Origin of the sequence: Pseudarthrobacter sp. NPDC058196 (assembly GCF_042882685.1) — a bacterium.
Lineage (GTDB): Bacteria > Actinomycetota > Actinomycetes > Actinomycetales > Micrococcaceae > Arthrobacter.
In genome coordinates this window covers 1-24,568 of the sequence record NZ_JBHVVN010000008.1, presented here as the reverse complement: position 1 = coordinate 24,568, position 24,568 = coordinate 1, and the positions used below count along the sequence as shown (strand labels likewise).

Sequence of the window (24,568 nt, the reverse complement as noted above, 5' to 3'; positions counted from 1 at the left end):
GGCGGGTCATGGCACACTGCAACCTACGTGCCATCCCGCCCTTTTCGCTGCCCGGGGAAGCCGGGGCGGTGCGGAGCAACGCCGAACGCCTCTTGGACGGCGTGGAACTGGCGCGGGCCCAGGCCATGGCGCCTGCCGCCGGGGCCGTCTTCCTGGCCGGTCGGCTGGCCCAGCGGCTCTTCGCCGCCGAGCTGATGTCCGTGTCCGCTGCGGACCTTGCCACGGCCTACGACTGCCCGCGCTGCGGCGGCGGCCCGGAGCTGGGCCATGGCAGGCCGGGGTACACCTATCGCGGCGCTCCTTTGCCGCTGGCCCTGAGCCTGTCCCGGGCCGGCGGCTGGACCTTGCTCGCGGCCGTGGCGGACGCCGCACCGGGAACCCGCCTCGGGACGGACATCGAAGATCCTTCGCGCACCGGTTTCGACGGGTTCGACAGCCTGGCCCTGACACCTGCGGAGCGGCTTGCGCTCCGTGACGTCACGGCGGACCTCCTGCCGGCCGCCAGGGCAAGGTTTTGGGCCCGCAAGGAGGCCTGGCTGAAGATGACCGGCGAGGGACTCAGGAGGGCGCCGTCTTCCCTTGACGTCCTGGAACGTGCCGGCCTGGGCGACCTTGGCCCCGCAGAAACCGGGCTGCCCGCCCACCTGGCCGCCGCCGTCGCGCTTTCCGGGCCTGGTCAGGACGCCGGCAGCGGCGGCAGCGGCTCCTCGTAAAGCCAGGGGTGCAGCAGGGATTCGGCATCCACGGCTGTTGTCCGGCTGACCGCCATGATGAAGTCCTGCGTCGTGACCGAGCCATGCCGGTGGCTGGCGGTCCACTCCTGCAGGACGGCAAAGAAGGCGAGGTCTCCCACGGCCATCCGGACGGCATGGACGGCCAGCGCGCCCCGTTTATAGACGCGGTCATCGAACATCCGCTCGGGTCCGGGATCGCCCACCAGGATGTCCTGTTCCTCCTCGGCCAGCCGTCGCCAGGCAGCCACGGCCCGGTCCGCCACGGCCATGACGCCGGCTTCTTCGGACCAGATCCATTCTGCGTAGCAGGCGAAGCCCTCGTGCAGCCAGATGTCCTGCCAGCTGGCCGCCGTCAGGGCATTCCCAAACCATTGATGGGAGAGTTCGTGGGCGATCAGGCGCTGGGACTCCCAGTCCAGGCCCAGGTGGTTGGGGCCAAGGATGGACATGGCCTGCGCCTCAAGCGGGATTTCCAGTTCGTCCTCGGTGACCACCACGACGTAGCCGGGAAAAGGGTAGGGGCCAAAGCAGCTGCTGAACGTGCGCATCATGGCAGGCTGGAGCGCCAGGCCGGCCCGTGCCCGGTCCGCGAGGGCGTGGGAGACGGCGACGGTCTGCGGAACGGGGGTGCCATGCCGTCCGCTGTCCAGTTCCAGCAGCGCGTACCTGCCGATCTGCACGCTGGCCAGGTACGCGGGCATGGGGTCGGCCTGTTCGTAGACCCAGGTTTCCCGGCTGGAACGGGCGGTGTGCGATTGCAGGACGCCGTTGCACACCACGCGGTAGTTCGCATCGGTGGTCACGGTGAACCGGTAGCTGGCTTTGTCCTGGAGGTGGTCGTTGCAAGGGAACCAGGAAGGGGCCCCGTTGGGCTGCCCGGCCACCAGGACGCCGTCGGTGAGTTCCTCCCAGCCCACCTCACCCCACAGGCCGCGCCGTGGGCGCGGATTGCCTTCGTAACGCACTTCCAGCGTGAATGGCTGCCGGGCCTCGAAGGGGCTCTGCGCCGAGACCACCAGTTGTCCTGCCCGCTGGCTGAACCGCAGCGGCTTCCGGCCGTCCAGCAGTACTTTCGTGGCGCGCAGCCCGGCAAGGTCCAGCACAATGGCCGACGCCGGGACGCTCGTGACGCCGTGCAGCACCGCCCTGCCGCTGAGCCGGTTGCTGGCCACCCGGTAGTCCAGGTCCAGTTCGTACCGCTCCACCTGGAAGGCGTTGGTCCCCGCGCCGGGCAGGTAGGGATCCGGGGCAGTCCCGCCGGCCTCGTAGACGCTGCCGCGGGCGGCTGATGCTGAAGAACTCATGGGGACCTTCGGTTGGCAGACGGCGATCCGGGGCCGCTCCACGGGCTGACGGGGTTGCCCATCCAGTACGTCGCGGCGGGAACTGCTTCGCCGCGCATCACCAGGGACGCCGGCCCCACTGTTCCGCCGGCACCGACGCTGGCCTGGGGAAGGATGACCCCGTGCGGGCCCATGGTGGCCCCGTCCTCGAGCGTAACAGCGTCGATGCTCATCACCCGGTCGTGGAACAGGTGGGTCTGCACCACGCAGCCCCGATTCACCGTGGAGTTCCGGCCGAGCGTCACCAGGTCCGCCTCGGGCAGCCAGTAGCTCTCACACCATGTGCCGCTGCCGATCTTCGCGCCAAGCGCACGCAGCCACCAGACCAGCGCCGGCGTGCCGGAGGCGGCCCGCGCAAACCACGGCGCGGAGACCAGCTCGATGAAGCTGTCCACCACTTCGTTGCGCCAGATGAACGAGCTCCAGAGCGGGTGCTCACCGGGGCGGATCCGGCCCACCAGGATCCATTTGGCGACGACGGACGCGGCTGCGGCGACCAAGCCCGCCAGGAGCATGACCACGCCGGTGAGCAGGGCCGCGGCGGCGTAGTCCAACGTCGCTGCGATCCAGTCGAAGGCCAGCATGGTGCCGGCAGCGATGGCCACCGTGAGCATGACCGGCAGGAACCGGCCCAGCTCCCACAGGGTACGGGCCACCTTCAGCCGCGCCGGGGGCTGGAAGGTGCGGGTACCGTCTGAGGCGATCGCGGTCCGCCGCAACCGGACCGGCGGGCTTCCCAGCCAGGAGGTGCCCGCCTTGGCTTTCGCCGGCGTCGCGGACAGGACGGCCACCAGCGAGTTTTTGGGCACGTTGCGGCCGGCGGCGGTCATCCCGGAATTGCCGAGGAACGACCGCTTGCCGATCTTGGCCGGTGCCACCCGCAACCAGCCGCCGTCGAGCTCGTAGGAGGCCACCATGGTGTCATCGGCCAGGAAGGCACCCTCACCCACGGTGGTCATCTTCGGTATCAGCAGCACGGTGGAGGCCTCGACATTCTTCCCGACCTTGGCGCCCAGCAGGCGAAGCCACACCGGCGTGAACAGGCTGGCATAGATCGGGAACAGCAGGTCCCTCGCCAGGTCCAGCACCCGCTCGGTGGCCCAAATCTGCCATCCCACCCGGCTTCGGATCCGGTAGTAGCCCTCCGCGATCCCGATGGACAGCAGGCGCGTGGCGGCCAGCACCAGGACGGCGTTCGTGGCGAACCACACCAGCGACGCCGGGGCAAGGGCCGGCAGCAGCCGGGGGAGGGCTTCCGCGAGTGACGAACAGCCCTGGATGAAGGCGAACGCGACCCACAGCGCGGCAGCCGCGGACAGGTACGGGATGACGGAAAGGCAAGCCGACGCCAGCGCGAAGCCGGCGAACCAGGCCCGGGCGGCAAACCTGCCCTGGGCTGCGGCATCCGGCACGCTGTGCTTGGCCTTGCCCTGCCGGCGCGCCGGTGACCCGGCCGCGAGCTGGCCTGCCTTCACCTTCCCCAGCACCGCGGAACCGGGTTCCACTTGCGCCCCCGCTCCGATCGAGGCCCCGGGCATCAGCGTGCTCCGTGCGCCCACGCTGGCGCCGCGGCCAATTCGGATGGCCCCAATGTGGACGTCGTCGCCGTCGATCCACCAGCCCGAAAGGTCCACTTCCGGTTCCACGTTGGCTCCGCTGCCGAGCGTCAGCATCCCTGTAACAGGCGGCAGCGAATGCAGCTGGACGTCCCGGCCGATCTTCGCCCCCAGCGCCCGGGCGTAATACGGCACCCAAGGCGCACTGGCGAGGCTGATGGCACCGGCGAGGTCCTGGATCTGTTCCGCGAGCCACAACCGCAGGTGGACGCGCCCTGACCGCGGATAGATGCCCGGCTCCACCCCGCGCAGCAGGAACCGGGCGGCCGCGATGGCCAGCAGCATCCGCCCGGCCGGGCTGACGAACACCAGCCAGGACGCCGCCACCCACCACCACGAGACCGTGGGAGCGGCAGTAAAGCCGGCAATCCCGGACAACAGGTTGTTCAGGGCCATGAGGTAGGTCAGCCACCGCATGCCCACCAGGATGTGCAGCGGCACACCCATCAGGGTCTGGAACACCTGCGACTTCCTGGCCGTCGGCCGGACGGTGCGCTCCGGTGCCGGGCCGGGAGAGCCGCCCGGACGGGACTGGCGTGCCACTTCCACCAGCGCACCGATGCGCGGCGTGGCGTAGATATCGGCCACGGTGATGGTGGGGTAGCGGACCCGCAGGGCGGAGACCAGTTGGGCGGCCGAGAGTGAGCCGCCGCCGTACGCGAAGAAATCGGCGTCCAGCGAGGTGACCGGGCTGCCCAGCACGTTGCTCCACTGCTCCACGATCCAGGCGGCGTCATCCGGGATGTTCAGGGGTGCGGCGTTTGCCTCCGCGGCGCCCGCACCGGCCAGCGGCCACGGGAGTTCGTGCCGGTTGACCTTGCCGCTGGTCTTTGTTGGCAGGGAATCCACCACGGTGAGCATGGGAACCAGGGCGGCAGGCAGGTTCGCCGTCAGCTGCTCCCGGGCAGCCGAAAGGTCAAGGGCCACCCCGGCCGCCGCCGCCAGGTAGCCCACCAGGACCTGGTTTCCGGCGGCTGTGGTCTGGACTGCGGCGGCACCGCCGGCCACCCCGGGGAGGGACTGGAGCGCGGCGTCGATCTCGCCCAGCTCAATCCTGCGGCCGCCGAGCTTTACCTGTTCGTCGGCCCGGCCCTGGAAGACCAGGCCCGCCTGTTCGAAGCGCACCAGGTCACCCGAACGGTACGCCCGTTCCCACCCCAGGGTGGGCATGGGGGCGTACTTCTCCGCGTCCTTGGCAGGATCGAGGTAGCGGGCGAGGCCAACTCCACCGATGATGAGTTCGCCCACCTCGCCGTCTGCTACCGGTACGGCGTTTCCGTCCACGATGGCCAGGTCCCAGCCGTCCAGCGGCAACCCGATCCGCACGGGACCGGGTGCACCCAGGGGCGCTGCGCAGGCCACCACCGTTGCCTCCGTTGGACCATACGTATTCCAGACTTCACGGCCTTCCACGGCCAGCCGCTCGGCGAGTTCGGGCGGACAGGCCTCGCCGCCGAAAATCAGGAGCCGGACGTTCTCGAGTGATTCTGCGGGCCAGAGCGCGGCGAGGGTGGGCACGGTTGAAACGGCGGTGATGCCGTGGTTGATCAGCCAGGGGCCAAGGTCCATGCCGGTCCGGACCAGGGCGCGCGGTGCGGGCACAAGGCAGGAGCCGTGCCGCCAGGCGAGCCACATTTCTTCACAGGAAGCGTCGAAGGCGACCGATAGCCCGGCCAGGACCCGGTCCTGCGGGCCGAGGGGTTCGTCCTGGAGGAAGATTCTTGCCTCCGCATCCACAAAGGCGGCGGCGGACCGGTGCCGGACCGCCACGCCCTTGGGTGTTCCGGTGGAGCCGGAGGTAAAGATGATCCAGGCGTCGTCGCCAAGTTCCGGCGGCCGTGCGCCCTTGAACGGGCCTTTCCGGCCCAGCCCGGCCGGCCCCTGTCCGATCGAGCCGCCGGGCCCCAGGACGGCTGCCACGTTGGCCTCGCCGAACACCAGCCGCGCGCGTTCCTCGGGATCGTCGGCGTCCACGGGGACATACGCGGCTCCCACCAGGAGCACGGCGAGGATGGAAACGTACAGTTCGCTGGTGCCGGAGGGGATCCGGATGCCAATCCTGTCCCCGGCGCCCAACCCGGCCTGGTGCAGGCGGCGGCCGGTGGCACGGACTGCGTCCAGCAGTTGGGCGTAGCTGAGTGATGTCCGGCCGTCGTCCAGGGCCGACGCGTCGGGAAACCGGGCAGCGGTGTCCAGCAGGACATCGATCAGCGTCCGGGCCGGGGGCGCCGCCGAGGCCCCGGGCAGCTGGGGCGCGTACGTGGCAAAGGCCGGGCCGGGGTCGTCGGCCGGGGGCGCGGCTGCGGAGGCCGCCGGATGCTGGCGGACGGTGCTGGCCGGCGCTGCACCGGGGTGGTCATCCCCGAAGGGGACCTGCTGCTGGGTCACCCGTGCATTTTCGCGGGAGAAGATGAACAAAAGGTGTCCGGCGCGCCCGGACGCGCCGTCTGCGGCGGTCCGGGGGTTTGCCCCGTGTTCACGTTGCCCATGGCTACGGAACCAGCAGCACTTTTCCGGTGGTCTTCCTGCCCTCGAGGTCGCGGTGCGCGAGGGCTGCCTGCGACAACGGGTAGCGGGCGCCGACCCGCACCTTGAGGCTGCCATTGGCCGCCGCGGCAAACACCTCGTCCGAGCGCCAGCGCCGCTCCGCGGCATCCCGGAGGTAGTGGCCCATGGTGGGCCGGGTCAGGAACAAGGAGCCACCGGCGTTCAGGCGCTGCGGGTCGACCGGCGGGACGGGGCCGGAGGCGGCACCGAACAACACCAGCATCCCCCTGATGCGCAAGGCGGCAAGGGAGCCGTCGAAGGTGTCCTTGCCCACGCCGTCGTACACCACGTCCATGCCGTTGCCGCCCGTAATGTCCCTGACCCGCTCTGCGAAGCCTTCGTACCGCAGCACGTGGTCCGCGCCGGCGTCGCGCGCCAATTCTTCCTTCCCGTCCGTGGACACCGTGGTGAACACCTCCGCGCCCCGTGCCTTGAGCAGCTGGATCAGCAGCAGTCCCACGCCTCCGGCGCCGGCATGGAGCAGGACCCTGTGGCCGGGTTCCACTTTGAAGGTGGAGTTCATCAGGTAGTGGGCGGTGATTCCCTGCAAGGGAAGCGCCGCGGCGGTAAATACGTCCAGGCCCCTTGGTACCGGCAGCGCGGCGTCTTCATCCACCAGTGCGTAGTCCGCATAGCAGTTGATGCCTTCAGCGGTGGCAATCCGGTCGCCGACGGCAAATCCGGTGACCCCCTCACCCACCGCCTCCACCGTGCCGGCCGCCTCGGATCCCGGGGTGAAGGGGTACTGCACTTTGTAGGTGCCGCTGCGCTTGTAGGTGTCGATGAAGTTCACGCCGGCCGCGCCCACCTTGAACAGCAGCTGGCCTGGTCCCGGCGTGGGAGGCTCAACCCCGGCATACTCAAGGACTTCCGGTCCGCCTGCCTGCCGTGCGACGATTGCGTGCGTCATGGCGCTCCTTTCCCGGGTTCCGGTACGTCCGGCCCGGCTGCCGAATTCCATCCTAGGGACACCCTGTGCCGGACGGACAAGTATGCGGAACAACCGTTACCGGATTTGCCTATGCATAAATATCGGTACCAATGCATAATTATTGTTGTATAGTCGAGGCATGACTATTTCTGTTGCGGTTTCGGGAGCCAGCGGCTACGCCGGGGGAGAGGTCCTCCGCCTCCTGGCCGGACACCCCGGTGTGACCATCGGCGCGATCACAGCCCACAGCAACGCGGGTTCGCGGCTGGGCGAACTGCAGCCCCACCTGCACGGACTCGCAAGCCGGATCCTGGAGGACACCACCGTGGAGAACCTCTCCGGCCACGACGTCGTCTTCCTCGCCCTCCCGCATGGCGCCTCGGCCGAGATCGCCGCCCAGCTGCCGGAAGGCACGGTCGTCATCGACGCCGGCGCCGACCACCGGCTCGAGGACCCTGCGGCATGGGAAGAGTTCTACGGTTCAGCCCACGCCGGCACCTGGCCCTACGGACTTCCGGAGCTGCCCGGCCAGCGCGAGGCCCTCAAGGGTGCCAGGCGCATCGCCGTCCCCGGCTGCTACCCCACGTCCGCACTGCTGGCGCTCACTCCCGGGTTCGCAGCCCACCTGCTGGAACCCGACGACGTCGTCATCGTTTCCGCGTCCGGCACCTCGGGCGCGGGCAAGGCGGCCAAAGTCAACCTCATCGGCTCCGAAGTCATGGGATCCATGAGCCCCTACGGCGTGGGCGGCGGACACCGGCACACGCCGGAAATCGAGCAGGGACTCTCCAACGCGGCGGGGGAGCAGGTCACGGTGTCCTTCACCCCCACGCTGGCGCCGATGAGCCGCGGCATCCTCACCACCGCCACCGCCAAGGTCAAGGCCGGCACCACCGCGGCGCAGCTGCGCCAGGCCTGGACGGACGCGTACGACGACGAGCCCTTCGTCCACGTCCTGCCGGAAGGCCAATGGCCCGCCACCAAGTCCGTCCAGGGCTCCAACCACGCCGCCATGCAGCTCGCCTTCGACCCCCACACCGGACGCGTGATCGTGACCTGCGTGATCGACAACCTCACCAAGGGCACCGCCGGCGGCGCCGTCCAGTCCATGAACATCGCACTCGGCCTGCCGGAAACCGACGGCCTCAACCTGCAGGGAGTAGCCCCGTGACCATCACCGCACCCCAGGGATTCCGGGCCGCCGGCGTCACCGCCGGCCTCAAGGCTTCCGGCAACCCGGACCTCGCCCTCGTGGTCAACGACGGCCCGGCCAAGGCCGCAGCCGCCGTGTTCACCAGCAACCGGGTGGCAGCCGCCCCCGTCCACTGGTCCCGCCAGGTGGTCTCCGACGGCCGCGTGGACGCCGTGATCCTCAATTCCGGCGGAGCCAATGCCTGCACCGGCCCCACCGGCTTCCAGAACACCCACAGCACGGCGGAGAAAGTGGCAGAGGTCCTGGGAATCTCGGCCACCGACGTCTTCGTCTGCTCCACCGGCCTGATCGGTGAACAACTGCCGATGGACAAGGTCCTGCCGGGCGTCGAAGCGGCGGCGGCAGCATTGAGCGCCGACGGCGGTCCGGCGGCGGGCACCGCGATCATGACCACCGACAGCGTGCCCAAGTCAGCGCTGTTCATCGGCACCGACGCCGACGGCCAGGAGTTCAGCATCGGCGGCATCGCCAAGGGCGCCGGCATGCTGGCCCCCGGCCTGGCCACCATGCTGGTGGTCCTCACCACCGACGCCGCCGTTGATTCGGACATGCTCGACGTCGTCCTGCGGGACGCCACCCGCGTCACCTTCGACCGGGCCGACTCGGACGGCTGCATGTCCACCAACGACACCGTGGTCCTGCTGGCCTCCGGCGCGTCCGGGGCCGTGCCGTCCGCGGCGGACTTCGGTGCCGGCCTCACCCAGGTCTGCGCCGAACTGGCCCGCAAGCTGATCGCCGATGCCGAAGGCGCCAGCCACGACATCGCCATCCGCACCTTCAACGCCGCCAGCGAGGCGGACGCCGAAACGGTCAGCCGCTCCGTGGCCCGCTCCAACCTGTTCAAGGCCGCCATCTTTGGCAAGGACCCGAACTGGGGCCGCGTGCTTTCCGCCGTGGGCACCACGGACGCTGCGTTCGAGCCGGACAAGCTCAACGTGGCCATGAACGGGATCCAGATCTGCCGCAACGGCAGCATCGGCGACGACCGGGCCCTGGTGGACCTGGAACCGCGCGAGGTCCTGGTGGAGATCGACCTGCAGGCAGGCGACGCAGAAGCGACCATCTGGACCAACGACCTCACCCACGACTACGTCCACGAGAACAGCGCCTACTCCAGCTAGGGGCACCCGCTCCCGGCAGGAACCGCTGCGGAAAGTGACAGCATGAACACCCAGACGCGTGAAACCACCAGCATGTCCGCTGCCCAGGACAAGGCCGCCACCCTGATCGAGGCGCTGCCCTGGATCCAGCGGTTCGCCGGCACCACCATGGTGATCAAGTACGGCGGCAACGCCATGGTCAACGACGAACTCCGCCGCGCCTTCGCCGAGGACATCGTCTTCCTCCACCACGTAGGCATCCACCCCGTGGTGGTCCACGGCGGCGGCCCCCAGATCAACTCCATGCTGGGCCGGCTGGGCATCGAGTCCGAGTTCAAGGGCGGCCTGCGCGTCACCACCCCGGAAGCCATGGACGTGGTCCGGATGGTCCTCACCGGCCAGGTAGGGCGCGAACTGGTGGGCCTGATCAACTCCCACGGGCCCTACGCCGTCGGCATGTCCGGCGAAGACGGCGGGCTGCTGCGCGCCGTCCGCACCGGCACCGTGGTGGATGGCGAAGACATCGACCTTGGGCTGGTGGGCGAGGTGGTCGGCGTCGACCCCGCGGGCATCGTGGACATCCTGGCCGCCGGCCGCATCCCGGTGATCTCCACCGTCGCCCCGGAAATTGTCGACGGCGGGGAGAACGTGGCAGGTGCCGGACGTTTCCAGCCCACCGGCCAGGTCCTGAACGTCAACGCTGACACGGCGGCCGCCGCGGTCGCCTCAGCGCTGGGCGCTTCAAAGCTCGTCATCCTGACCGACGTCGAAGGCCTGTATGCCAACTGGCCGGACAAGTCCTCGCTCATTTCGTCCCTGACGGCCTCTGAGCTGCGTGACATGCTGCCGCGGCTCGAATCGGGCATGATCCCCAAGATGGCCGCGTGCCTGAAGGCCATCGACGAAGGCGTGGAGCGGGCGCATATCGTTGACGGGCGCCTGCCCCACTCCATGCTTCTTGAAACATTTACGACGGCGGGCATCGGCACCCAGGTAGTCCCGGACGAGGAGAACAACGCATGAGTAAGCACACCGCAGAGGTTGAGCTTGTCGAAACCCCGGTGGCCGCACTGGTGGAAACCACGGGCCACGCGGGCTCCGAGTGGCTCTCCCGCTACTCCACCTCGCTGATGAACGTGTTCGGCACGCCCCAGCGAGTCCTGGTCCGCGGCGCCGGCTGCCTGGTGTGGGACGCCGACGGCAAGGAATACCTGGACCTGCTCGGCGGCATCGCCGTCAACGCCCTCGGCCACGCCCACCCCTTCGTGACGTCAGTCATCGCCAGCCAGTTGGCCACCCTGGGCCACGTCTCCAACTTCTTCACCAGCCCCACCCAGGTGGCCTTGGCCGAGAAACTTTTGGAACTGACCCATGCCCCTGCCGGGTCCAAGGTGTTCTTCAGCAACTCCGGGACGGAAGCGAACGAGGCCGCCTTCAAACTTGCCCGCCGCAACACCGGCACCGGCGACACCAAGCGGACCACGATCATCGCCCTCGAAGGCGCCTTCCACGGCCGGACCATGGGAGCCCTGGCGCTGACCGCTAAGGAAGCCTACCGGGCACCGTTCGAACCGCTGCCCGGTGGCGTGGTGCACATTCCGTTCGGCGACGTCGCTGCGCTGGAGGCAGCAGTGGACGAAACCGTCGCCGCCGTCTTCCTGGAGCCCATCCAGGGCGAAGCCGGCGTCCGGCCGCTGCCCCCGGGCTACCTGAAAGCTGCGCGCGAGGCCACCAGTAAGGCCGGAGCACTCCTGATCCTCGATGAGGTCCAGACCGGCATCGGGCGCACCGGCAAGTGGCTGGCCAGCGAGGACGCCGGGATCGTCCCCGACGCCGTCACCCTGGCCAAGGGCCTCGGCGGCGGCTTCCCCATCGGTGCCCTCATCACCTTTGGCGGCCAGACGTCGTCGTTGCTGTCAGTGGGCCAACACGGCACCACGTTCGGCGGCAACCCGGTGGCCACCGCCGCCGCCCTGGCCACCCTCCACGCCCTCGAAAGCCAGGACGTCCTGGCGAACGCCACCGCGGTGGGCGCGCACCTGCGGTCCGGGCTCGCCCGGATCCCCGGCGTCACGGAAGTCCGCGGCGAAGGACTGCTGATCGGCTTCGACCTCGATGCCGACGTCGCCCCCGCCGTCGTGCAGGCCGGCCTCGACGCAGGCTTCATCGTCAACAGCCCCGGCCCGCACACCATCCGCCTGGCACCGCCGCTGATCCTCACCACAGCCCAGGCGGACACCTTCCTCGCCGCTTTCCCGGCAATCCTCCAGACAGCTAAGGACGCCCAGTGACCAACGCAACCCGGCACTTCCTCAAGGACACCGACCTCAGCCCCGCCGAGCAGGCAGAGGTCCTGGACCTCGCAGCCCGGATGAAGGCCGCCCCGTACAGCGTCCAGCCTTTCGCCGCCGCGCGCAGCGGCCGCAAGACCGTGGCCGTCATCTTCGACAAGACCTCCACCCGGACCAGGGTCTCCTTCGCCACGGGCATCGCGGACATGGGCGGCAATGCCCTGATCATCAATCCCGGCGAGGCGCAGATCGGGCACAAGGAATCCGTGGAGGACACCGCCAAGGTCCTCGAACGCATGGTCTCCACCATCGTGTGGCGCACCGGCGCGCACGACGGCCTGGTGGCCATGGCCGCCAACTCCAAAGTCCCTGTCATCAATGCCCTGTGCGATGACTACCACCCCTGCCAGCTCCTGGCCGACCTTCTCGCCGTCAAGGAACACAAGGGCAAACTGAAGGGGCTCACCATGAGCTACCTCGGCGACGCCGCCAACAACATGGCCAACTCCTACCTGCTGGCGGGCGTCACGGCGGGCATGCACGTCCGTATCGCCGGGCCGGCGGGCTACCTGCCGGCGGAGGACATCGTCGCCGCAGCCCGGGAGCGTGCGGCGGAAACCGGCGGCTCCGTGCTGATCACCACCGACGCGAAGGAAGCCCTGCAAGGGGCGGACGTGGTGGCCACCGATACCTGGGTCTCCATGGGCCAGGAAGACGAGAAGGAAGCCCGGATGCAGTTGTTCCGGGAGTTCTCCGTGGACTCCGGCGCCATGGCACTCGCCGCGGAAGACGCCGTCGTGCTCCACTGCCTGCCCGCCTACCGAGGCTACGAAATCTCCGCGGACGTCATCGACGGACCCCAATCGATCGTCTGGGACGAGGCGGAAAACCGCCTGCACGCCCAGAAGGCGCTGATGGCCTGGCTGATGCACCGGTCCGGCCTGGCCTTTGTTGACGGCCTTTCGCCCGTTGAAGGTACCGGGGAGAGCACGTTCTAGTGTCCGTCCAGCCGTCCTCACCGGGCAGCAGCCCGGCCACCAAGACCGCCCGGCAGGCACGCATAACCGCCATCCTCACGGGGCAGTCCGTGCGTTCCCAGGCGGAGCTTGCGGCGTTGCTGGCGGACGACGGCGTGCAGGTCACCCAGGCCACCCTGTCCCGGGACCTGGTGGAATTGGGCGCCGTCCGCGTCCGCGGCAAGGAAGGTGTCCTGGTGTACGCCGTGCCCGGCGAGGGCGGTGAACGGGCCGCGAAAAGCGGTGTCAGCCAGGAAATCCTGGACGCGCGTCTGGCGCGGCTGTGCAGCGAACTGCTGGTCACGGCGGAAGCCTCCGCCAACATCGCCGTCCTGCGGACCCCGCCCGGGGCCGCGAACTTCCTGGCCCTGGCGATCGACCATTCGGTGATGCCATCCATCCTGGGCACCATCGCCGGGGACGATACGGTCCTGCTGGTGTCCCGTGACCCGCTGGGAGGTCCGGACCTCGCCGCCCGGTTCCTGCAACTGGCCGAAGAAGCCGGGCAATAAGCTTGAAGACAAATCATCAACCAACCCCAACAAGGAGCATCTAAAGTGACTGAACGCATTGTGCTGGCCTACTCCGGCGGCCTGGACACGTCCGTCGCCATCGGCTGGATCGGTGAAGCCACCGGTGCCGAGGTCATCGCCGTGGCGGTCGACGTCGGACAGGGCGGCGAATCGCTGGAAACTATCCGCCAGCGCGCCCTGGGCTGCGGCGCCGTCGAGGCCTACGTCGCCGACGCATCGGACGAGTTCGCCAACGAATACTGCGTGCCCACGCTGAAGGCCAACGCCCTCTACCAGGGCCACTACCCGCTGGTGTCCGCCATCTCCCGCCCGGTCATCGTCAAGCACCTGGTGAAGGCCGCCCGCGAATTCGGCGCCACCACCGTCGCGCACGGCTGCACCGGCAAGGGCAACGACCAGGTCCGCTTCGAAGTGGGCATCCAGACCCTCGGCCCGGACCTGAAGTGCATCGCACCGGTCCGCGACCTCGCCCTGACCCGCGACAAGGCCATCGCCTTCGCCGAGGAAAAGGGACTGCCCATCGAGACCACCAAGAAGAACCCGTACTCGATCGACCAGAACGTCTGGGGCCGCGCCGTGGAAACCGGCTACCTCGAGGACATCTGGAACGCCCCCACCAAGGACATCTACGACTACACCGCCACCCCGGAATTCCCGCCGGCACCGGATGAAGTCACCATCTCCTTCGAGGCCGGCGTGCCGGTCGCGATCGACGGCGTCAAAGTCACCCCGCTGCAGGCCATCAAGGAACTGAACCGCCGCGCCGGCGCCCAGGGCGTGGGCCGGATCGACGTCGTCGAGGACCGTCTGGTGGGCATCAAGTCCCGCGAAATCTACGAGGCCCCCGGCGCCATGGCGCTGATCACCGCGCACAAGCACCTCGAGGACATCACCGTTGAGCGCGAGCAGGCCCGCTTCAAGGCCACCGTCGGCCAGCGCTGGGCCGAGCTGGTCTACGACGGCCAGTGGTTCTCGCCGCTGAAGCGCTCCCTGGACGCCTTCATCGAGGACACCCAGAAGTACGTCACCGGCGACATCCGCATGACCCTGCACGGCGGCCAGGCCATCGTCAACGGACGCCGCTCCGACACCTCGCTGTACGACTTCTCGCTGGCCACCTACGACACCGGTGACACCTTCGACCAGTCCCAGGCCAAGGGCTTCATCGAGCTGTGGGGCATGTCCGCCAAGGTTGCCTCCGGCCGCGACATCCGCGTCGCAGGAAAGTAAGTTTCGGTGGTTGAGCCTGTCGAAACCCAAAAAACCGAAGCCACCAACGCAGGTGCGCTGTGGGGCGGCCGGTTCGCCGGCGGCCCCGCGGACGCCCTCGCGGCGCTGAGCAAGTCGACGCACTTTGACTGGCGGCTTGCCCGCTATGACATTGCCGGCTCGAAGGCGCACGCCCGAGTGCTGCACAAGGCGGGGCTGCTGGATGCCGACGAGCTGGAAGGCATGCTGGACGCCCTGGACCGGCTGGATGCGGACGTCGCCTCCGGCGCCTATGTGCCCGCCGAGTCAGATGAGGACGTGCACGGCTCGCTGGAACGCGGCCTGATCGAGCGCGCCGGCACCCAGTTGGGCGGCAAGCTCCGCGCCGGCCGGTCCCGCAACGACCAGGTGGCCACCCTGGGCCGGATGTTCCTGCGCGACCACGCCCGGATCATCGCCCGCGGCGTCCTGGCCACCGTTGAGGCCCTCGTGGAACAGGCCAAGGCACACCACGGTGTTGCCATGCCCGGCCGCACCCACCTGCAGCACGCCCAGCCGGTCCTGCTCAGCCACCACCTGCTGGCCCACGCCTGGGCGCTGCTGCGCGACGTGCAGCGGCTCCAGGACTGGGACAAGCGGGCAGGCGTCTCACCGTATGGGTCCGGCGCGCTGGCCGGCTCCTCGCTGGGCCTGGACCCCGAAGCGGTGGCGGCTGACCTCGGGTTCTACTCGGCCGTGCACAACTCGATCGACGGCACCGCGTCCCGCGACGTCTTCGCCGAGTTCGCCTGGGTCTGCTCGATGATCGGCGTGGACCTGTCCCGCATTTCCGAGGAGATCATCTTCTGGGCCACCAAGGAGTTCTCCTTTGTCACGCTGCATGATTCGTACTCCACGGGGTCTTCGATCATGCCGCAGAAGAAGAACCCCGATGTGGCGGAGCTCGCCCGCGGCAAGGCAGGGCGCCTGATCGGCAACCTGACCGGGCTGCTGGCCACGCTCAAGGGCCTGCCGCTCGCGTACAACCGCGACCTCCAGGAGGACAAGGAACCGGTGTTCGACGCCGCCGACACCCTGGAGCTGCTGCTCCCGGCCGTCTCCGGCATGATCGCCACCCTGAAGTTCAACACCGAGCGGATGGAGTCGCTGGCGCCCCAGGGCTTCGCGCTGGCCACGGATATCGCCGAGTGGCTGGTCCGGCAGGGCGTGCCGTTCCGTGAAGCCCACGAGCTTTCCGGCGCCGCCGTCAAGCAGGCGGAGTCCCGCGGCGTGGAGCTGTGGGATCTTACCGACGAAGAGTACGCCGCCATCTCGGAGCACCTGACTCCCGAGGTCCGCACGGTTCTCTCCACCGAGGGCTCACTCAACAGCCGCAACTCCCAGGGCGGCACGGCGCCGGCCGCCGTCGAACGCCAGCTTGTTGCCCTGGAGGGCGAACTGGCCGGCGTGCGGGCGTACGCCGGCTGAAACGCCCGCTCACTTCCTGCAGGTTTTTGGGCAACGCCCGCTCGCTTCCTTTACGGAAGTGAGCGGGCGTTGGCGTTTTAGGTGCAGGATGTGAGCGGGCGTTGGGGTGGTTGCCGTTGGTTGAGCCTGTCGAAACCCCATGTGGCTAGGCTGGGACCATGAGCGAAACGTTCCGCAAGTTCCTTCGCACGCTGCCCGATTTCCCGGCCGACCTGCCCACTTTCGATCCCGGGAGCGCCCCGCGGGATCCGGCTCTGCTCTTCAAACAGTGGCTGGACGAGGCCCTGGACGCGGGGGAGCAGCAGCCGCACGCGTTCAGCCTCGCCACGGTGGATGCCCCGTCCGGCGGTGCCCCGCAGCCGTCTTCCCGGATGCTGATCCTGAAGAACATCGACGACGACGGCTGGCACTTCGCCACATCCCGCCTTTCCCGCAAGGGCAGGGAACTCGCGGCGGCTCCGAGGGCTGCGATGAACTTTTACTGGCCGGGCCTGGGCCGGCAGGTCAGGCTCGCCGGGACGGTGGCCGAGCTCTCCGCCGAGGCCTCCACCCTCGACTGGCACGAACGGCCCCGCGCGGACGGCAGCGACAACCCGAACTGGCAGCTCTACGCACTCCAGCCTGGCGAGATTGAGTTCTGGCAGGCAGCCACCGACGGCCGGCATGTCCGGCACCGCGTTGGACCGGACGGAACCCCGCTGGAATAGGCGCGGGCGCGCCGGGCCCTCCGCTAGGCTGGCCGCATGACCTCACCTTCCCCTGCCGCGCTCCAGGCTGAACTGCACAAGGCTGCCGACGCGCTTGCCGCCGCCTTGGAGCGCCTTCCCGACGGCGGCGAAAAGGCGCCTTCAACGCTTCCCGGCTGGAGCCGCGGCCACCTGCTGGCCCACATCGCCGGCATCTGCGACGCCCTCGCCCGGCAGGTGGAGTACGGCCGCCGCGGCGACAAGGTGGCGCTCTACGACGGCGGCGTGGAGGGACGCAACCGTGCCATCAATCTCGCGGCGGGCCACAGCCTCGGTCAACACCGCAGCGACGTCACCGCCGCCCTCCAACGGGCGCTGGCTGCCTTCGATGCCCTTAACGAACCTGAGTGGCAGACGCCCATCGCCTTCCGCGACGGAGTCATTTTCGACGCCGGCCTGGCGTTGTGGCGCGAACTTGTCATCCACACCTCGGACCTCGACGCCGGCACGGGCCCCGAAACCTGGAACGGGGCCTTCTGCTCGCACCTCTTCGATTTCCTGGCCGCCCGCGTTCCCACGGGAACCCGGCTGGTCCTGCAGCCCGTGGCCCTGCCGCCTCTGGGCCTCGGCGCCGGCGGCAGCACCGTCGTCGTCAGCGGGATGGTGACGGACATCGCCGCGTGGCTCGCAGGCCGGCAGCCATCTCTGGACAGCCTGCGCGCCACTGCGGCCGGGGACGGCACGGACCTCCCGGACCTGCTGCCCTGGCCTTCGGCGATGCCGGACCCCAAATAGCTCTACGCGGACTCGCGGGCCAGCAGGCTCTCCTTGATGCGCAGGCCCCAGCGGAAGCCGCCCAAAGAGCCGTCAGTGCGGATCACCCGGTGGCACGGGACAAAGAGGGCCGCCGCGTTGAAGGCGCACGCACTGGCCGCTGCCCGCACTGCCTTGGGGTTCCCTGCCAGGGCCGCGTACTCGCTGTACGTGACCGGGAAGCCTGGTTTGACCTCCCGCAGCACCTCCCAGGCGTGCGCACGGAACGGCCCGGACCGCTGCAGGACCGGGACAGCCATGGCGGGCGCCGGGTCGCCATCATAGAAGGCCTCGACGGCGGACGAGATTCCCGCAAGCCCGGCCACCTCCTCCACGTCCTCGGGGCGCAGCGCGGGATGGACCTGCCCGATCAATTCCGGCAGGCCGGCTGTCCAGCCCGAGGCCAGGACCATGCCGTCCCTGGCGAGGATGGTGAACGGACCGTCCGGGGTGGACAGCTGCAGCAGTTGGGCTTTCATGGCATCCCTTTCGCGGGAGTGGTGGGTTGAATGGCAGGCCGTGCCGCGGCGCGCCACAAGTGCATGGTGGCGTAGGAACGCCAAGGGCTGGTTTCCCGGAAGTCCGGTGTGAAGGTGTGTTCCCCGGCATCCAGGGCGCGAATGCCGTTCCGCACGGCGGCGTCGTTGGCGAGGAAGATATCCGGGGCACCCAGGACCCGCATTGCCACGTATCCCACCGTCCATGGTCCCACCCCCGGCAGGGGAAGCAGGGCCGCAGTGAGGCTTGGCAAATCGTCACCGTACCCGAACTCAAGGCGCCCGCCCGCCATCGCGTCCGCAGCGTTCAGCAGCGATTCGATCCTCCGCCGGGGACCGCGCAGCAAATGTCCTGCTGCGGTGATCTGCGCCGGCGTGGGAAACAACCGTTCCAGGCCTCCACCGGCGGTACTGGCGGGACTGCCGGCGGCGGCCAGTTGCGTCAGTGCGGTCCGGGCGGCCGCCACCGTGATCTGCTGCCCCACCATGGCCCGCACCAACAGTTCCTGCGGGTCCAGCGCACCGGGCAGCCGCATCCCGGGGGCAGCGGAAACGGAGTCCGCCAGCCGGGGGTCCGCAGCAAGGGTGCCGTCAATCGCTTCCGGGTCCGCGTCCAGGTCGAACAGCCGCCTCACGCGGCTCAGGAGCGCCGGCAGGTCCCGCAGGTCCACCGCGCCGACGGTGAGGGTCAGCGGCCGCCCCCGCGCGGCGTCGTCGTACTCCACCCGGAACCGGGCGTCGCCGTGCGGGAGGCGAAGGGTCCGGGCATAGGAGGTGGGCGTGCCCTCCTCGATTCCCGGAATGGCACGCACGGCCAGGAAGGAGAAAATGCCGGTATCAAAGGGCGCCCGGTAGGGCAGGCTCAGCGTCAAGGCGGTGGCGCCCCCGGCGGCTGCCGGATGCCGGGTGGTCCGCCGCAGTGCCGTGGGGGTCAGGTCGAAGACTTCGGCAATGGTGTCGTTGAACTGCCGGATGCTGCTGAAACCGGCAGCGAAGGCCACATCCGCAAACTTCATGGACGTGGACACCAACAGGGTGCGCGCCGTCTGTGCCCTCGCCGCCCGGGCCAACGACAAAGGACCGGCACCCAGTTCCTGGCCGAGGATGCGGTTGAGTTGCCGGGCGGAATAGCCCAGCCGGGCAGCAAGACCAGCCACGCCGTCCCGGTTGATGACGCCGTCGTTGATCAGGCGCATCGCCCGGCCGGCAACGTCCTGGCGCACATTCCAGGCGGGTGTCCCCGGGACAGCCTCCGGCAGGCAGCGCTTGCAGGCCCGGTACCCTGCCTCGTGCGCGGCGGCGGACGTCTCGTAGAACGTCACATTCGAGGCCTTTGGCGTCCGGGCCGGGCACGAGGGCCGGCAATAGATCCCAGTGGTGCGGACGGCTGTGAAGAACTGGCCATCGAACCGGGGGTCGCGGGCATCGATTGCCCGGTAGCGCTGCCAGAAGTCCATTCCTCCATCCTGCCAGCCCCACACCACTCCTACTAGCGGAAATCGGACATGGCCGTGGTTGGCGCCGGATGCCCGTTGCTTCCCGTGGGAACCGCGGACTTCTGGGTACAGTCGAGCAATGGATGAGAGCCCTTCAACCACCGGGCCGCTCCGGGATTTCCTCTCCGGGGACGCCCGGGAACTCGCGCCGTTGCTGCTCGGCGCCGTGCTGACCCACGAGTCCCTGGACGGCACCGTGTCCGTGCGGCTGACCGAGGTGGAGGCCTACCTTGGGCCGGAGGACTCCCTGCATCCCGATCCCGGCTCGCACACCTACCGCGGCCCGACTCCCCGCAACGCGCCCATGTTCGGCCCTGCCGGCCACCTCTACGTCTACTTCACCTACGGCATGCATCACTGCACCAACATTGTGTGCGGACCCGAGGGCGTGGCCTCCGCCCTGCTGCTGCGGGCCGGGGAAATCGTCGGCGGGCTGGACCTGGCGCAACGCCGGCGTCCGACGTCGCAGACCCCCGCCGACCTGGCCAGCGGCCCGGCCCGCCTGGCCAAGGCGCTGGGCATGACGACGGCGGACAGCGGCCGGGATGCGCTGGCACCGCCGTTCGGGCTGGAGCTTCCCTCCGGTCCGGCTGGCCCGGTCAGTTCCGGTCCGCGGGTGGGCGTGGCGGGGGCCGGGGGATCGGACCGCTACGCGTGGCGGTTCTGGCTCACCGGCGACCCCACAGTTTCCAAATACAAGGCAGCCGCACCGCGGACCCCGAGGCCGGCACCCGGTGGGCGGCCCGGGGCCGGCACGTTTCACAAGCGTTAATCGAAATGGTTGTAGAATGGACGGTCTGTCTTTCGCGATAGGGGAACGTTGATGCTCGACGCCGAATTGGCCCACGAACGGGACTATGTTGCCGGCCTGTATGCCCGGCTGGAGGAGCTCCGTGAGGAAAAGCGCCGCCAACTGGCGCAGGTCCGCCGTGCCGGAGCGGTGGGAACCATGCAAAACGTCTCCGAACGTGATGCGTTCGCCGCATTGTATGAGGACCGCCTGGCCCAGCTGGACGCCGTGGATGACCGGCTGGTGTTCGGCCGCCTGGACCTGGATTCCGGCGAAGCCCAATACATCGGGCGCATCGGTCTCACCACCGAGGACCTGCAGCGGTTGATGGTGGACTGGCGGGCACCCGAAGCCGGCCACTTCTACCAGGCCACCGCCTTTGACCGGCAGGGCGTGCGCCGCCGCCGGCACCTGATCCTGCAGGGCCGCGACGTCAAAGCCATCGAGGACGACGTCCTGGACGCCGGCATGCTCACGGACGCCGAATCGCTCCAAGGCGAAGGGGCCCTGCTCGCTGCCCTGAACTCCAAGCGGACCGGCCGGATGTCGGACATCGTCAGCACCATCCAGTCCGAGCAGGACCGCATCATCCGGTCCTCCATCTCCGGGGCCGTAGTGGTCCAGGGCGGCCCGGGCACCGGCAAGACCGCCGTGGCGCTGCACCGTGCCGCCTACCTGCTCTACACCCACCGTGACCGGCTCAAAAGCGCCGGCGTCCTGCTGGTGGGGCCGTCGTCGTCGTTCATGAAATACATCGAACGGGTCCTGCCCTCGCTCGGCGAGACCGGGGTTGTCATGGCCAGCGTTGGCCGCCTGATGCCGGGCATCCACGCCGTGCCGGAAACCAACGCGGACGTGGCCGCCATCAAGGGGCGCCTGGATATGGCCGCCATCGTGGCCAACGCCGTGTCCAACCGGATGCGCGTCCCCGCCCGGAACCGGATCCTCGAGGTGGACGGGCGCAAGCTGACCTTGACGCCCAGGCAGGTCCGCCGTGCCCGGGAACGTGCACGAGCCACCGGGAAGCCGTACAACGAGGCACGGGTGACGTTCGTCAAGATCCTGCTGCGCGAGCTGACCGAGCAGATGACCGAACTCGTGGAGGCCGGGAGCATCGGGAACAACGCGGACCGCTCGTACCTGACCGAGGACGTGCGCACCGCCCGCGACGTGCGGATCGCGCTGAACCTGTGCTGGATGCCTATGACTCCGGAGAAGCTGATCTCGGATCTCTTCAGCAAGCCGGAAATCCTGGAATTCTGCACCCCCACCATGACACCGGACGAGCGGGCGCTGCTGCTGCGCCCCGCCGACGCCCCGTGGACCGAGGCGGACGTGCCGCTGCTGGATGAAGCCGCCGAGCTGCTGGGCGAGCTGGACCCGGCCGCCGGGCGTGGGCTGGCCCAGCAGGAACACGACCGGGCCCGGGACCTGGCCAATGCAAAACAGACCCTGGTCAACATGCAGGCCGCCGGCGTGGATCCGCTGATGTCCGCGGAGGAGCTTGCCGAACAGAACCAGGAGCAGGACGCCCGGCAGACCGCCGCCGAGCGTGCCACCAGCGACCGGAGCTGGGCGTTCGGGCACATCGTGGTGGACGAGGCCCAGGAACTGTCGCCCATGCAGTGGCGGCTGCTGGTGCGGCGCTGCCCGCTGAAGTCCTTCACCATCGTGGGGGACATTGCCCAAACGAGCTCGGTGGCCGGCGCGAACTCGTGGCAAAGCGCGCTGGCCCCGATGTTCGGTGACCGGTGGCAGCTGGAGGAGCTCACCGTCAATTACCGCACGCCCTCCCAGATTGCCGAGGCCGCCGTCAGGATGGCCAACGCCGCCGGCCTGGTGGTGTCCGCTCCGAAGGCCGTCCGTGAAGGACGCTGGTCACCCATCATCGATGAAGTTGCTGCGGGCGGCGTCGTGGACCGGCTCCTCGAGGTCCTTCCGGAGGAGTTGGGAGCGCTCGACGGCGGCCTGCTCGCCGTCATTGCCGACGGTGACCTGCTGCCCCAGGCGACCTCCGCCCTGCGTGCGGCTTATGGCCGGCGGATCGGCACCGGTGCGGGAAGCTACGAACAGGACATCGTGGTTATCAGCCCGCGTGAGGCGAAGGGCCTGGAGTTCGACGGCGTGGTGGTGCTGGAACCGTCCGTCATGCTCAACCACGAACACGGCAAGGTGGGGGACCTCTACGTCGCCATGACCCGGGCCACGCAGCGGCTCCGGCTGATTGCCGCGGAACCCGTGCCGGCCGGGATTGCCGGCTGACCGGCGTCCCGGCGTTACTGCTAACTTAGGAAGCGTGCCAGAACTGAACAACCTCGAACCGCAGCGCAACGACCCCACTTTCGCCAACATTTGGCAGGAACTGAAGTGGCGTGGGCTGGTCCATGTCTCCACCGACGAAGCTGAGCTGGAGAAGCTCCTCGCCAACGGGCCGGTCACGTACTATTGCGGCTTCGACCCCACCGCGCCGAGCCTGCACCTGGGCAACCTGGTCCAGCTGCTGGTCATGCGGCGGCTCCAGTTGGCCGGGCATAAGCCGCTCGGGCTGGTTGGCGGCTCCACCGGCATGATTGGTGATCCCCGTCCGACGGCGGAGCGCACCTTGAACACCAAGGACACCGTGGCGGAGTGGGTTGGCTACCTCCAGGCCCAGGTCAGCCGTTTCCTTAGCTTCGACGGGGACAATGCTGCCAGGATCGTGAACAACCTGGACTGGACGGCGCCGTTGAGCGCCATCGATTTCCTGCGGGAAGTGGGCAAGCACTTCCGGGTGGGCACCATGCTGCGGAAAGACGCCGTGGCGTCCCGGCTGAACTCCGATGAAGGCATCAGCTACACCGAATTCAGCTACCAGATCCTGCAGGGCATGGACTACCTCCAGCTCTACCGCGATTACGGCTGCGTGCTGCAGACCGGAGGCTCGGACCAGTGGGGCAACCTCACCAGCGGAACGGAGCTGATCCGCAAAGTCGAGGGCAAGAGTGTGCACGCCCTCGGCACCCCGTTGATCACCAACTCCGATGGAACCAAGTTCGGCAAGAGCGAGGGCAATGCCATCTGGTTGGACGCCGGCATGTGCAGCCCGTATGCCTTCTACCAGTTCTGGCTTAACACCTCCGATGCCGACGTCGTGGACCGGCTCAAGGTCTTCACGTTTCTTGCCCGGGCCGAGATCGACGACATTGCCGTTTCGGTGGCTGAGCGGCCGTTCGCACGGGAAGGCCAGCGCAAGCTCGCTTATGAGGTGACGTCACTGGTGCATGGCGTCGAAGCCACCGAGAAGGTTATCGCCGCATCGGCGGCCCTTTTTGGCAACGGCGACCTGGCCGCGCTGGACAAGGCGACCCTGCAGGCGGCGACCTCCGAACTTCCCTCCACCACGGTGCAGGTGGATGGGATGGGAATCGTGGACCTGCTGGTGGCGTCAGGTCTTTCTGAAAGCAAGTCGGCTGCCCGCCGGACCGTGGGGGAGGGCGGCGCCTACGTCAACAACGAGAAAGTCTCGGATCCTGAGGCCGTGATTTCCGAGTCCGAACTCCTGCATGGCCAGTACCTGCTCCTGCGCAGGGGCAAGAAGAACCTGGCCACCGTTGAGGTGCTGGTTCCCTAGCACCTTCGGATCCCTCATGCACGCCTCTCGGCGGCCGATTTGCGCGGCTGCCGGGGGGCGTGTATTGTTTTTTGAGTCGCCGCCGCTGAGTGGTGACAAACCCCCAACTGATGAGAAGCAATTCTTACCGCGCACAGCGTGGAACTGGAGAAATTGCTTCTCATTCTGCTGGGCGGATTCATTCCACCGAGTGAATTCCGGGAAAATATCCGGATTTGCGAAAGTGAATATGAATGAAATAAGATGGAAACATCGCAGCGAAGAAATACGGAACAGAAATTCCTTTATGAATTGGTTCCGGGAATATTCGAATGTGTCTGTTGTTTGAGAACTCAATAGTGTGCCAAGTTTGTTGATACCAATTGTTTTATGGATTGGTTGAATTGACTGGATCCGCCACCCCGTGGTGTGGTCTGGTTTTTACAGCTGGTTTCAAATTTTGTGCATTGTGTTTATCCCGCTTTCCCGGGGTTGCATGGTGTGTCTGTTTTACTTCAACGGAGAGTTTGATCCTGGCTCAGGATGAACGCTGGCGGCGTGCTTAACACATGCAAGTCGAACGATGAACTGGTGCTTGCACTGGGGATTAGTGGCGAACGGGTGAGTAACACGTGAGTAACCTGCCCTTGACTCTGGGATAAGCCTGGGAAACTGGGTCTAATACCGGATATGACCT

General features: G+C 68.2%; 19 protein-coding genes and 1 rRNA gene. 15 read left to right on the top strand and 5 right to left on the bottom strand.

What is annotated here, in order from left to right:
* The first annotated feature begins 8 nt into the window (after window positions 1–8).
* Window positions 9–713, top strand: a complete 705-nt coding sequence (locus ACFVVC_RS12645) for a 4'-phosphopantetheinyl transferase family protein (RefSeq protein WP_387453527.1) — start codon at window positions 9–11, stop codon at window positions 711–713.
* On the opposite strand, the gene ACFVVC_RS12640 is transcribed toward ACFVVC_RS12645, so the two are convergent.
* The 3 genes from ACFVVC_RS12640 to ACFVVC_RS12630 all read right to left on the bottom strand — a co-directional run bounded on the left by ACFVVC_RS12640 (window position 677) and on the right by ACFVVC_RS12630 (window position 7,150).
* Window positions 677–2,038, bottom strand: coding sequence for a M1 family metallopeptidase (locus ACFVVC_RS12640; protein WP_387453524.1), 1,362 nt, complete (start codon window positions 2,036–2,038; stop codon window positions 677–679). The genes ACFVVC_RS12645 and ACFVVC_RS12640 overlap by 37 nt on opposite strands.
* On the bottom strand, window positions 2,035–5,940 hold the full coding sequence (locus ACFVVC_RS12635) for a Pls/PosA family non-ribosomal peptide synthetase (protein WP_387454114.1): 3,906 nt from the start codon (window positions 5,938–5,940) through the stop codon (window positions 2,035–2,037). Before ACFVVC_RS12635 ends, ACFVVC_RS12640 begins: the two co-directional genes overlap by 4 nt.
* Window positions 5,941–6,184: 244 nt before the next feature.
* A complete protein-coding gene (locus ACFVVC_RS12630; protein WP_387453521.1) occupies window positions 6,185–7,150 on the bottom strand; it encodes a quinone oxidoreductase family protein in 966 nt (321 codons plus the stop codon).
* A 160-nt stretch (window positions 7,151–7,310) separates the two neighbouring features.
* On the opposite strand from ACFVVC_RS12630, the gene argC reads away from it, so the two are divergent.
* The 10 genes from argC (at window position 7,311) to ACFVVC_RS12580 (ending at window position 17,481) form a co-directional block, all read left to right on the top strand.
* Window positions 7,311–8,342 carry an N-acetyl-gamma-glutamyl-phosphate reductase gene (gene argC / locus ACFVVC_RS12625; RefSeq protein WP_387453518.1) on the top strand — a complete coding sequence of 344 codons (1,032 nt, stop codon included), beginning with the start codon at window positions 7,311–7,313 and terminating at the stop codon, window positions 8,340–8,342.
* On the top strand, window positions 8,339–9,505 hold the full coding sequence (gene argJ / locus ACFVVC_RS12620; protein WP_387453515.1) for a bifunctional glutamate N-acetyltransferase/amino-acid acetyltransferase ArgJ: 1,167 nt from the start codon (window positions 8,339–8,341) through the stop codon (window positions 9,503–9,505). The genes argC and argJ overlap by 4 nt, the downstream gene beginning before the upstream one ends.
* Window positions 9,506–9,547: 42 nt before the next feature.
* Window positions 9,548–10,507, top strand: a complete 960-nt coding sequence (gene argB, locus ACFVVC_RS12615) for an acetylglutamate kinase (RefSeq protein WP_387453512.1) — start codon at window positions 9,548–9,550, stop codon at window positions 10,505–10,507.
* Window positions 10,504–11,775 (top strand): acetylornithine transaminase, encoded by a 1,272-nt coding sequence (locus tag ACFVVC_RS12610; protein ID WP_387453508.1) that lies wholly within the window; start codon window positions 10,504–10,506, stop codon window positions 11,773–11,775. Before argB ends, ACFVVC_RS12610 begins: the two co-directional genes overlap by 4 nt.
* Window positions 11,772–12,773: an ornithine carbamoyltransferase gene (gene argF / locus ACFVVC_RS12605; RefSeq protein WP_387453505.1), complete on the top strand. Its 1,002-nt coding sequence runs from the start codon at window positions 11,772–11,774 to the stop codon at window positions 12,771–12,773. Before ACFVVC_RS12610 ends, argF begins: the two co-directional genes overlap by 4 nt.
* On the top strand, window positions 12,773–13,303 hold the full coding sequence (locus ACFVVC_RS12600; RefSeq protein WP_387453502.1) for an arginine repressor: 531 nt from the start codon (window positions 12,773–12,775) through the stop codon (window positions 13,301–13,303). Before argF ends, ACFVVC_RS12600 begins: the two co-directional genes overlap by 1 nt.
* A gap of 45 nt (window positions 13,304–13,348) precedes the next feature.
* Window positions 13,349–14,554, top strand: a complete 1,206-nt coding sequence (locus ACFVVC_RS12595; RefSeq protein WP_214941290.1) for an argininosuccinate synthase — start codon at window positions 13,349–13,351, stop codon at window positions 14,552–14,554.
* Window positions 14,555–14,560: 6 nt separating this feature from the next.
* Entirely contained in the window at window positions 14,561–16,000 is a 1,440-nt protein-coding gene (gene argH, locus ACFVVC_RS12590; RefSeq protein ID WP_387453498.1) for an argininosuccinate lyase, read from the top strand.
* A 158-nt stretch (window positions 16,001–16,158) separates the two neighbouring features.
* A complete protein-coding gene (locus ACFVVC_RS12585; RefSeq protein ID WP_387453495.1) occupies window positions 16,159–16,707 on the top strand; it encodes a pyridoxal 5'-phosphate synthase in 549 nt (182 codons plus the stop codon).
* Window positions 16,708–16,743: 36 nt separating this feature from the next.
* On the top strand, window positions 16,744–17,481 hold the full coding sequence (locus tag ACFVVC_RS12580; RefSeq protein WP_387453492.1) for a maleylpyruvate isomerase family mycothiol-dependent enzyme: 738 nt from the start codon (window positions 16,744–16,746) through the stop codon (window positions 17,479–17,481).
* 2 nt (window positions 17,482–17,483) lie between these two features.
* Here ACFVVC_RS12580 and ACFVVC_RS12575 read toward each other — a convergent pair whose 3' ends face one another.
* Both ACFVVC_RS12575 and ACFVVC_RS12570 read right to left on the bottom strand, forming a co-directional pair.
* Window positions 17,484–17,978 (bottom strand): methylated-DNA--[protein]-cysteine S-methyltransferase, encoded by a 495-nt coding sequence (locus ACFVVC_RS12575; protein WP_387453489.1) that lies wholly within the window; start codon window positions 17,976–17,978, stop codon window positions 17,484–17,486.
* Window positions 17,975–19,453 carry an AlkA N-terminal domain-containing protein gene (locus tag ACFVVC_RS12570; protein ID WP_387453487.1) on the bottom strand — a complete coding sequence of 493 codons (1,479 nt, stop codon included), beginning with the start codon at window positions 19,451–19,453 and terminating at the stop codon, window positions 17,975–17,977. Before ACFVVC_RS12570 ends, ACFVVC_RS12575 begins: the two co-directional genes overlap by 4 nt.
* A gap of 118 nt (window positions 19,454–19,571) precedes the next feature.
* Here ACFVVC_RS12570 and ACFVVC_RS12565 point away from each other — a divergent pair, with 118 nt between their 5' ends.
* The 4 genes from ACFVVC_RS12565 to ACFVVC_RS12550 form a co-directional block, all read left to right on the top strand.
* Window positions 19,572–20,264: a DNA-3-methyladenine glycosylase gene (locus ACFVVC_RS12565; protein ID WP_387453484.1), complete on the top strand. Its 693-nt coding sequence runs from the start codon at window positions 19,572–19,574 to the stop codon at window positions 20,262–20,264.
* Window positions 20,265–20,315: 51 nt separating this feature from the next.
* The gene (locus tag ACFVVC_RS12560; RefSeq protein WP_387453481.1) at window positions 20,316–22,544 is read left to right on the top strand and encodes a HelD family protein; all 2,229 of its coding nucleotides are present in this window, start codon (window positions 20,316–20,318) and stop codon (window positions 22,542–22,544) included.
* Between the two features lie 34 nt (window positions 22,545–22,578).
* Complete coding sequence (gene tyrS, locus ACFVVC_RS12555; protein ID WP_387453478.1) at window positions 22,579–23,892, top strand: tyrosine--tRNA ligase; 1,314 nt, start codon at window positions 22,579–22,581, stop codon at window positions 23,890–23,892.
* Between the two features lie 494 nt (window positions 23,893–24,386).
* A 16S ribosomal RNA gene (locus ACFVVC_RS12550) occupies window positions 24,387–24,568 on the top strand; the annotation flags it as partial.